Here is a 9288-nt window from a genome sequence, read left to right as displayed (position 1 = left end):
TTCCGCTTACCGTTACCGCCTGCCATGAAGCCGCAAGCCCAGACCCGCGACTGCTATCGCCACTTCCTGCCGATCACGACGCGCTGGATGGACAACGATGTTTATGGCCACGTCAACAACGTTGTCTACTACAGTTATTTCGACACCGTGGTGAATCGCTACCTGATCGAGCGCGGCGTGCTCGACATCGAGGCAGGGGACACCATCGGACTGGTGATCGAGACGCAGTGCAACTACTTCGCCTCGCTGAGCTTTCCCGAAACGGTGGTCGCGGGTCTGCGCGTCGCGCGGCTCGGCAACAGCAGCGTGCGCTACGAGGTGGGGCTGTTTCGCGAGGGCGATGACAGCGCCGCCGCGCAAGGGCACTTCGTGCATGTCTATGTCGATCGCCAGACGCGCCGCCCGGTGGCCTTGCCAGAGCCGCTGCGCAAGGCGCTGGAGCCGCTGCTGGTGGCGGCCGCGGATCGGTAGGAGCGTGAACGTGAACGCGCGCAGGTGCCGTGCCGGCCTGTCCCTCGCGCCCGGTATCGGGGGCGGGGCAGGGAGCGCGCCGCGCGGCGAATGTTGCGGTGCGGATGTGAACCGGAACCCGGTTTCGCGCGTTGCTGATCCAGATGACGCGGCCGCTCTCCCGCCGACCCCTCAATTTCTCGCCAGATCTGACGTTAGTGAGGCATGCGCGTGCGCAGGGCGGAAGATTGCCGGGCCGGGAGGCCGCGTCATGCAGATTTCCATGTGCTGCAAGCGGCTTATTTTTCGTATTACGGAAATGTCTGTAATGGAAACTTTAAGTCCGCTGTGTAAGTCATTAATCTTGCTAACAAATTCTTTTTTTTCTACACTGGCGCCATTCCCGATGCGCGCCCGAGAATCATGTCCCGGTTCGACCTTCCATTTCTGAGATTTCTCGGCACCCTGCCTCTGCCCACCGTGGCGGCGTCCATGCTGGTGTCGGCGGCGCTGATTGCCGCGCCCATGGCGGAGGCGGCGAGTCAATCGTCCAAATCCGCTAAAAAGACCGAAAAGGTCGTCAAAGTCCAAAAATCTTCGGCTAAATCGTCCGCCAAATCGTCGACCAAGTCGGCCAAGGCGAGCCGCTCGTCGAAGGGTTCGACGGTCGCCAAGACCAGCAGCCGCAAGGTCATCGTCTCCAAGAATGGCAAGCGCAAGGTCATTCTGGTCCAGCGTCAGGCCGCGCCCGTGCGCGCCGCCTACACGCCGCCGTCGCGTCCGTCGCTGGGCGAGGCGCTGGGACTGCGCGATACCGATGATGCGCTGTCGCTGCGCTCCAGCGTCGCGCTGGTGATGGACCAGAACACCAACGAAGTCCTGTTCCAGAAGAACGCGGCCGCGGTGCTGCCGATCGCTTCGATCACCAAGCTGATGACCGCGCTGGTGGTGATGGACGCGCGCCTGCCGATGGACGAGGTGCTGACCATCACCGAGGAAGATCGCGACACCGAGAAGCACAGCAGCTCGCGTCTGCGCTTCGGGACGCAGCTGACCCGGCAGGAGTTGCTGCTGCTGGCGCTGATGTCGTCCGAAAACCGTGCCGCCTCCGCCCTTGGCCGCCACTATCCGGGCGGCCTGCCGGCTTTCGTGCAGGCGATGAACCGCAAGGCGCGCGAGCTGGGCATGAACGACTCCCACTTCGTCGATTCGAGCGGCCTGTCGAGCAGCAATGTCTCGTCGGCGCTGGACCTGGCCCGGCTGGTCAAGGCGGCCTACCGCAATCCGACCATCCGCGCGTTCTCGACGCAGACCGAGCATGAGGTCAACGTGCTCGGCCGCACCCAGCACTACGTCAGCACCAATCGCCTGGTGCGCGGCGGCAACTGGGACATCGGCCTGCAGAAGACCGGCTTCATCTCCGAAGCCGGACGCTGCCTGGTGATGCAGGCGCGTGTCGGCGGCCGCGACGTGGTGATGGTGTTCCTGGATTCGTCCGGCAACCTGACCCGCTTCGCCGACGCCAACCGCGTGCGCGACTGGCTCGAGCATTCGCCGCCGTCGGCGCCGAACCGCTTCCCGAGCACGCCGAACCTGACGCAAGGCCCGGCCAATTCGCCGCACTATGTGCTGACGTCGCAGCAGGCCCGCGGCATCTGAACGGCAGCGCGGGCAAGCCCCTGCTGCAACGAAAGCCCGCAACGAAGCCCGCAACGAAAGACGCGCCCCTCGAGGGCGCGTCGTCGTTTCTGGAGCCCGCGGCCGCTTGGCCGGCTGCCTGGCCTGGCAGCAGTCAGCCGATCAGAGCAGCTTGCCCGGATTCATGATGCCCGCCGGATCGAGCAGCCGCTTGATGCCGACCATCAGCCGCAGTTCGAGCGGATCCTTGTAGCGGTGGAAATACTCGCGCTTGAGCTGGCCGATGCCATGCTCGGCGCTGATGCTGCCGCCATGGCGCATGACCTCGTCCAGTACCTCGGCCGTGACGGCCTCGCCGTGGGTCGTCGCCCAGTCCTGGGGCGCGCCGGCGGGACGCGACAGGTTGTAGTGCAGATTGCCGTCGCCGAAGTGGCCGAACACGAAGGGGCGGATCGCCGCGTCCAGCTGCTGCAGCCGCGCCGCCATCCGCTCCATGAATACCGGGATCGATTCGATCGGCAAGGAGATGTCGTGCTTCAGGTGCGGGCCGTCGGCGCGCTGCGCTTCGGAGATTTCCTCGCGCAGCTTCCACATCGCCTCGACCTGGCTCAGCGAGGCCGACACCGCCGCGTCCAGGCACAGGCGCTGTTCCAGCGCGTCGCCGATGGTCGCTTCCAGCAGCGAATTCAGCCCCGCCTCGTCGGTGGTGTCGGCCAGTTCGACCAGCACATAGGCGGGATGGCGGTCGGCGAACGGTGCCTGCACGCCCTCGGCATGCGTCAGCACCAGGTCGAGGCAGGGTCCGGTGAAGAATTCGAATGCCTGCAGCCGCGCGCCGCAGCGCGAATACAGCAGCGAAAACAGCTGCAGCGCCTGCTGCGGCGATTCCACCGCGGCCAGCACCACGGCGCGCTGATCGGTGCGCGGCAGCAGCCGCAGCGCCACGGCGGTGATCACGCCCAGCGTGCCTTCGGACCCGATCAGCAGCTGCTTCAGGTCGTAGCCGGTGTTGTCCTTGCGCAGCGTGCGCAGTCCGTGGAAGACCTCGCCGTCGGGCAACACCGCTTCCAGCCCCAGCACCAGCTCGCGCGCCATGCCGTAGCGCACCACGTTGACGCCGCCGGCATTGGTCGCGAGGTTGCCGCCGATCTGGCACGAGTCCTCGGCGGCCAGCGACAGCGGCAGCTGGCGGTCGGCGTCGTGGGCGGCGCGGCGCAGATTGCCGAGGATGCAGCCGGCCTCGGCCACCATCGTGTTGGCGATGGTATCGACCGAGCGGATCGCGTTCATCCGGTCCAGGCTCAGCACCACGTTGGCGGGGCGATCGTCGGGCGTCGCGCCGCCGCACAGGCCGGTATTGCCGCCGCGCGGCACCACCGGCACGCGCCACTGCTGGCACAGCGCCAGGCAGCGCGCGACTTCGTCGGTATTCCGGGGCCGCACCACGGCCTGGGCATCGCCCCGGTAGATCCCGCGCCAGTCGCTCAGCCAGGGCGCAATCGCCTGCGCATCGGTGGTCACCACATCGGGTCCCAGCGCCTCGAGCAGGCGCGGCAGAAAACCGGAGTCTTGCATCTCGTCGTGTGCTGTCTGTCGATATCGGGAAGGGGCGGAGCGCGCGGAATCGCGCTCCGGGGCGTGGCATGAGGGGCGGCGGCACGGGCCGCGGCACGGCCGGCGGCAGGGGCGGCGCGAGGCTGCGCGCCGCTGCATGTCGCTACCCGTCGCTATCCGTCGCTACACGTCACTATCGGCGGTATAGCCCATGCCGCGCGAAATCTGCAACGCCGTTTCCTTCAGGTTCTGCAGCCAGCTGTCCTGCAGCCGATCCGCCGGCGCCGACAGCGACAGGCCCGCCACCAGCCGGCGGGAGTCGTCGTAGATGCCTGCCGCGATGCAGCGCACGCCGAGCTCCAGCTCCTCGTTGTCGCGCGCATAGCCGTTGGTGCGGACCCAGTTCAGTTCGCGCTCCAGCTTGGACAGGTCGGTGATCGAGGTGCGGGTATGGCCCGCCAGGCCGGTGCGCGTGGCGTAGTTGCGCACCCGCGCGACCTCGTCCGCGGCGAGGAACAGCTTGCCGACCGAGGTCAGATGCAGCGGGGCGCGGCCGCCGATGGCGCGCACCACCTGCATGCCGGAGCGCTCGCTGTAGGCGCGTTCGATATAGACGATCTCGTCGCCCTGGCGCACCGACAGGTTGACGGTCTGGCCGGTGACGCGGTGCAGCGCGCGCATCGGCGCCAGCGCCGCCTCGCGGACCGAGAGCCGGGCCTTGACCAGATTGCCGAGCTCCAGCAGGCGCATGCCGAGCCGGTAGCTGCCCGGATCGGAGCGGTCGACGAAGCGGCACGCGACCATGTCGTTGAGGATGCGGTGCGCCGTCGAGGGATGCAGCCCGGTAGCCTGGGAGAGTTCCTTCAGACTGACCGGATCGGCATGCCGCGCGAGCGCATCGAGCAGCGTCATCATGCGTTCGATCACCTGGATCGACGTCTTGCCGGGTTCCTTCTCTGCTTCAGCCATGGGGAAATTGTTGCCATGCGGCATATTAAGCGACTGCCTGATTCTATCTCGCATCGTGAAAATTTCAATACGTGAAATGTCATAGTCGGGCATTCGGCACGTCGAAAGCCCCAAATTGGGGCAGCGGAAGGTCCCTGAAGGGCCCCCGCGGCCGATAAAAAGCGACCGTCGCGGCTCGCCGCAGTGGCGGACCCGCGGCGCAAAAGCGCATAATTGGGGGGTTTTGGGTCTGGAAAAAGGTAAGGAAACCATGCGAGTCGGTCTGTTCGTCACCTGTCTGGTGGACCTGATGCGGCCTGAGATCGGCTTTTCGGTGCTCAAGCTGCTCGAGAAGGCCGGCTACGAGGTCATGGTCCCCGAGGCCCAGACCTGCTGCGGCCAGCCGGCCTACAACTCCGGCGAGCGCGCCGCCTCGCGGGACCTGGCCGAGAAATTCCTGCGCGAGTTCGAGATGTTCGACTACGTGGTGGTGCCGTCGGGCTCCTGCGGCGGCATGATCCTGCATCACTACGGCGACCTGCTGCGCAACGATCCCGAACTGAACGGCCGCTACGAGCGCCTGCGCCCGCGGGTCTACGAACTGACCGATTTCCTGGTCAACGTGGCGCGCGTCGACAAGCTCGACAGCAACTTCTCCGGCCACATCACCTACCACGACTCCTGCTCCGGCCTGCGCGAGCTCGGCGTCAAGCAGCAGCCGCGCGCCTTGCTGGGCAAGCTGCCCGGCGTGCAGCTGACCGAGATGAAGGACTGCGAGGCCTGCTGCGGTTTCGGCGGTACCTTCTCGGTCAAGTACGGCGATATCTCGACCGCGATCGTCGACGAGAAGTGCGCCAATATCGCCGCCAGCGGCGCCGACGCGGTGGTGCTCGGCGACCTCGGCTGCATCCTCAATATCGAAGGCCGCCTGCGCCGGACCGGCGATACGCGCACCCGCGTGCTGCATATCGCCCAGGTCCTGGCCGGCGACGCCTGAACCCCGCATCGACCGCGGATCCACGCGCATCCCGCAAGAGGCCCCCACGCATGCAAGTCCACAGCATGGAATTCAAGGCGCGCGCCGGCCAGAAGCTGGCCGACCAGCGCCTGCAGCAGAATCTGAAGAAGCTGTCGACCAAGTTCGTCACCGCGCGCGCGGCGGCGATCGAGGACATCGACTTCGCCGCCACGCGCGAGGCGCTGAAGGAGCGCCGCGACCGTGCACTGGCCAACCTCGACGTCTGGCTGGCGACCTTCGAGGAGAACGCCACGCGCCGCGGCGCCACGGTACTGTTCGCCGAGACGACCGCCGACGCGGCACGGCTGGTTGGCGAGATCGCGCAGCGCCACGGCGTGCGCAAGGTCATCAAGAGCAAGTCGATGGTGACCGAGGAGATGCGGCTCAACGAGGTGCTCGGCGAGCTGGGCGTGCAGAGCATCGAGACCGATCTGGGCGAATACATCCTGCAGATCAACGACGCCGAGCCGCCGTCGCACATCATTGCGCCGGTGGTGCACAAGGACAAGGACGAGATCGCCGATCTGTTCGCCAGGGTCCACCAGAAGCCGCGGCTGACCGAGATCCCCGACATGACCCGCGAAGCCCGCGAGGTGCTGCGCCCGGAGTTCCTGTCGGCCGATATGGGCGTGACCGGCGGCAACTTCCTGATCGCGGAAACCGGCTCGGTGGCGGTGGTGACCAACGAGGGCAACGAGGGCATGTGTACCGTGATGCCGCGCGTCCACGTGGCCGTCACCGGCATCGAGAAGGTGCTGCCGACGCTGGAGGACCTGGCCACCGTGATGCGGCTGCTGCCGCGTTCCGCCACCGGGCAGGCGATCTCGAACTATTTCTCGCTGTTGACCGGCCCGCGCGCGCCCGGCGAGCAGGATGGCCCGGAGCATATGTACTTCGTGCTGGTCGATGGCGGCCGCACCGGCCTGATCGGCGGCGACTTCCAGGAGATGCTGCGCTGCATCCGCTGCGGCGCCTGCATGAACCACTGCCCGGTCTACCAGAAGATCGGCGGCCACGCCTATGGCTGGGTCTATCCGGGTCCGATGGGCAGCGTGCTGACGCCCAGCTATGTGGGCCTGGGCAATGCCATCGACCTGCCGCAGGCGGCCACGCTGTGCGGCGAGTGCAACCGCGTCTGCCCGGCGTCGATCCCGCTGTCTGACCTGCTGCGCAAGCTGCGCGAGAAGCAGATGGAGCGCGGCATGCGGCCCTGGCAGGAGCGCTGGGCGCTGCGCGCCTGGGGCTATGTCGCCAAGCGGCCGGGCCTGTACGCGCTGGCGACGCGGCTCGGCGCAGGCCTGCTGGCGCGCATGGGCCGCAACGACGGACGCATCGGCAAGCTGCCGCTCGGCGGCCGGGGCTGGACCGATACGCGCGACATGCCGGCACCGAGCGGCCGAACCTTCCGCGACCTCTACAAGGAAAGGAGGGCGAAGGCATGAGCGAACCGGCGAAGCCATCCCATCGGGGCAATCAGGCCGATCCGAGCCATCACGTGGCGGATCACGCAAGCAATCACGCGAATCAGGCGCCGCTGCGCGCCATGCGCGATGCGCTGGACCGCCATCGTGCCGGGGCGTTGCCCGCCGAGGCCCTGGTGCGCGCCTGGCGTGAACAGGCCCTGGCACTGACGCTGCCGCCGGTGTTCGGCCAAGCGATGGAGGAACTGCTGCGCCGGCTCGAGATGTCGGCGGTATTCGCGCAGGACAGCTGCTCGTTCTCCAGCACCGCGGTGACGGACCAGCTGGGGCGATGGCTGGCGAAGGCGGCGACCGCCTGAGCCACCCCACCCACATAGCCACGCAGCAGCTACGCAGAAACCCAGGCAGAAACCCAGGCAGAAACCCAAACAAGCAAAAACCCCGGCCGAGGCCGGGGTTCTTGCATGGCGAAGCAGGCGACGAATCAGCTCAGCAGCAGCGCGTCGTCGTCCAGCTGCTCGTGCCGGCTGCGCTCGAACATGCGCAGCAGGTCCGGCACGTCGAGGCCCTTGCGTTCCTCGCCCGACACGTCGAGCACCACCTGGCCCTGGTGCAGCATCACGGTGCGCTGGCCGTAGTCCAGCGCCTGCCGCATGCTGTGGGTCACCATCATCGTGGTCAGCTTGTTTTCCTCGACGATGCGGGCCGTCAGCTCGAGCACGAAGGCCGCGGTCTTCGGGTCCAGCGCCGCGGTGTGCTCATCCAGCAGCAGGATGCGCGAGGGCTGCAGCGACGCCATCAGCAGGCTGACCGCCTGGCGCTGGCCGCCGGACAGCAGGCCGATGCGGTCGGTCAGCCGGTTTTCCAGCCCCAGGTTCAGCAGCCGCAGCTTCTCGCGGAACAGCTCGCGCGACGAACGGTTCAGCGCAGGGCGGAAGCCCCGGCGCGAACCGCGCGCCATCGCCAGCGCCATGTTTTCCTCGATCGTCAGCGCCTCGCAGGTGCCCGCCATCGGGTCCTGGAACACGCGGGCGACCAGCGGCGCGCGGTCCCAGGCGGGCTTGCGCGTGACGTCGTTGCCGTCGATCGTGATGGAGCCGGCGTCCACCATCTGGTCGCCGCTGATGGCGTTCAGGAAGGTCGACTTGCCGGCGCCGTTCGAGCCGATCACGGCGACGAACTGGCCCGACGGAATCTCCAGGCTCAGTCCGCGCAGCGCGCGCGTCTCGATCGGCGTGCCGGGGTTGAAGGTCAGCTTCAGGTCTTGTGCGCGCAGCATGTCAGCCTCCATTCGCCTTGCGGCCGAACAGCTTCTTGCGCGTGGCCGGCAGCACCAGCGCGACCGTCACCAGCAGCGCGGTGACCAGGTTCAGGTCCTGTGCCTTCAGGCCGATGAAATCGCTGTTCAGCGCCAGCGCGATGAAGAAGCGGTACAGGATCGCGCCAAGCACCACGGCCAGCGTCGTCAGCACCAGCCGGCGGGCCGGCAGGATGGTCTCGCCGATGATCACCGCGGCCAGGCCGATCACGATGGTGCCGATGCCCATCGAGATGTCGGAGCCGCCCTGGGTCTGCGCGAACAGCGCGCCGGCCAGCGCGACCAGCGCGTTCGACAGCGCCATGCCGGCCAGCGTGGCGCGGCCGGTGGCGATGCCCTGCGCGCGCGCCATGCGCGGATTGGCGCCGGTCGCCCGCATCGCCAGCCCGAGTTGCGACGAGAAGAACCAGTCCAGGCCGAGCTTGGCGACGATCACGATGACCACCAGCACCAGCGGGCGCAGCATGAAGTCGGGCAGCCATTCCGGCTGCAGCACCGTGAACATCGTCGGCTCGGTGATCAGCGGCACATTGGGCCTGCCCATGATGCGCAGGTTGATCGAGTACAGCGCGATCATCATCAGGATCGACGCCAACAGATCCATGATCTTGAGCCGGACATTGAGCCAGCCGGTGATCAGCCCGGCGATCGCGCCGGCGACGATGGCGAGCGCGGTGGCGAGGAACGGGTCCTGGCCCATGGCGATCAGCGTGGCCGCGACGGCGCCGCCCAGCGGAAAGCTGCCATCGACGGTCAGATCGGGGAAATTGAGGATGCGGAAGGAGATCAGCACCCCGAGGGCGACCAGGCTGAAGATCAGGCCGATCTCCAGCGCGCCCAGAAGGGAGAAGAGGGACATGGTGAATCCTGTTGCGGTATGCGCGCCCGCCGGTGGCCGGGCGTGCTGACTGGCGCGGACGCCGCCGGCGGATCATGCGCCT

The 9288-nt window shown here is 67.3% G+C and carries 9 protein-coding genes; 5 read left to right on the top strand and 4 right to left on the bottom strand.

Annotated features, from left to right (window positions below; genetic code table 11):
- The first annotated feature begins 24 nt into the window (after nucleotides 1-24).
- Both AC6EI8_RS20520 and pbpG read left to right on the top strand, forming a co-directional pair.
- Complete coding sequence (locus AC6EI8_RS20520; protein WP_265632318.1) at nucleotides 25-471, top strand: acyl-CoA thioesterase; 447 nt, start codon at nucleotides 25-27, stop codon at nucleotides 469-471.
- Between the two features lie 402 nt (nucleotides 472-873).
- Entirely contained in the window at nucleotides 874-2109 is a 1236-nt protein-coding gene (pbpG, locus tag AC6EI8_RS20515; protein ID WP_150083100.1) for a D-alanyl-D-alanine endopeptidase, read from the top strand.
- Between the two features lie 141 nt (nucleotides 2110-2250).
- Here the strand turns inward: pbpG and AC6EI8_RS20510 are convergent, their stop codons facing one another.
- Both AC6EI8_RS20510 and AC6EI8_RS20505 read right to left on the bottom strand, forming a co-directional pair.
- A complete protein-coding gene (locus AC6EI8_RS20510; protein ID WP_498382731.1) occupies nucleotides 2251-3663 on the bottom strand; it encodes an FAD-binding oxidoreductase in 1413 nt (470 codons plus the stop codon).
- A gap of 162 nt (nucleotides 3664-3825) precedes the next feature.
- Nucleotides 3826-4611 carry an IclR family transcriptional regulator gene (locus tag AC6EI8_RS20505; RefSeq protein WP_006578410.1) on the bottom strand — a complete coding sequence of 262 codons (786 nt, stop codon included), beginning with the start codon at nucleotides 4609-4611 and terminating at the stop codon, nucleotides 3826-3828.
- A gap of 250 nt (nucleotides 4612-4861) precedes the next feature.
- On the opposite strand from AC6EI8_RS20505, the gene AC6EI8_RS20500 reads away from it, so the two are divergent.
- The 3 genes from AC6EI8_RS20500 to AC6EI8_RS20490 all read left to right on the top strand — a co-directional run bounded on the left by AC6EI8_RS20500 (nucleotide 4862) and on the right by AC6EI8_RS20490 (nucleotide 7388).
- Entirely contained in the window at nucleotides 4862-5587 is a 726-nt protein-coding gene (locus AC6EI8_RS20500; protein ID WP_150083096.1) for a (Fe-S)-binding protein, read from the top strand.
- Nucleotides 5588-5637: 50 nt separating this feature from the next.
- On the top strand, nucleotides 5638-7050 hold the full coding sequence (locus AC6EI8_RS20495) for a LutB/LldF family L-lactate oxidation iron-sulfur protein (RefSeq protein ID WP_149318904.1): 1413 nt from the start codon (nucleotides 5638-5640) through the stop codon (nucleotides 7048-7050).
- Between the two features lie 101 nt (nucleotides 7051-7151).
- Nucleotides 7152-7388 (top strand): hypothetical protein, encoded by a 237-nt coding sequence (locus AC6EI8_RS20490; RefSeq protein WP_498382732.1) that lies wholly within the window; start codon nucleotides 7152-7154, stop codon nucleotides 7386-7388.
- 125 nt (nucleotides 7389-7513) lie between these two features.
- On the opposite strand, the gene AC6EI8_RS20485 is transcribed toward AC6EI8_RS20490, so the two are convergent.
- Together AC6EI8_RS20485 and AC6EI8_RS20480 are read right to left on the bottom strand one after the other, a co-directional pair.
- The gene (locus AC6EI8_RS20485) at nucleotides 7514-8308 is read right to left on the bottom strand and encodes an ABC transporter ATP-binding protein (protein ID WP_149318903.1); all 795 of its coding nucleotides are present in this window, start codon (nucleotides 8306-8308) and stop codon (nucleotides 7514-7516) included.
- Between the two features lies 1 nt (nucleotide 8309).
- On the bottom strand, nucleotides 8310-9206 hold the full coding sequence (locus AC6EI8_RS20480; RefSeq protein ID WP_053821985.1) for an ABC transporter permease: 897 nt from the start codon (nucleotides 9204-9206) through the stop codon (nucleotides 8310-8312).
- Between the last annotated feature and the right edge of the window lie 82 nt (nucleotides 9207-9288).

This window comes from Cupriavidus sp. R6-3 (assembly GCF_059772245.1).
This window is presented reverse-complemented; position numbering and strand designations above follow the sequence as displayed.

Coding starts and splice junctions, on each gene's coding strand:
- AC6EI8_RS20520 (WP_265632318.1), top strand. CDS start 25: ATGAAGCCGCAAGCCCAGACCCGCGACTGCTATCGCCACTTCCTGCCG.
- pbpG (WP_150083100.1), top strand. CDS start 874: ATGTCCCGGTTCGACCTTCCATTTCTGAGATTTCTCGGCACCCTGCCT.
- AC6EI8_RS20510 (WP_498382731.1), bottom strand. CDS start 3,663: ATGCAAGACTCCGGTTTTCTGCCGCGCCTGCTCGAGGCGCTGGGACCC.
- AC6EI8_RS20505 (WP_006578410.1), bottom strand. CDS start 4,611: ATGGCTGAAGCAGAGAAGGAACCCGGCAAGACGTCGATCCAGGTGATC.
- AC6EI8_RS20500 (WP_150083096.1), top strand. CDS start 4,862: ATGCGAGTCGGTCTGTTCGTCACCTGTCTGGTGGACCTGATGCGGCCT.
- AC6EI8_RS20495 (WP_149318904.1), top strand. CDS start 5,638: ATGCAAGTCCACAGCATGGAATTCAAGGCGCGCGCCGGCCAGAAGCTG.
- AC6EI8_RS20490 (WP_498382732.1), top strand. CDS start 7,152: ATGCGCGATGCGCTGGACCGCCATCGTGCCGGGGCGTTGCCCGCCGAG.
- AC6EI8_RS20485 (WP_149318903.1), bottom strand. CDS start 8,308: ATGCTGCGCGCACAAGACCTGAAGCTGACCTTCAACCCCGGCACGCCG.
- AC6EI8_RS20480 (WP_053821985.1), bottom strand. CDS start 9,206: ATGTCCCTCTTCTCCCTTCTGGGCGCGCTGGAGATCGGCCTGATCTTC.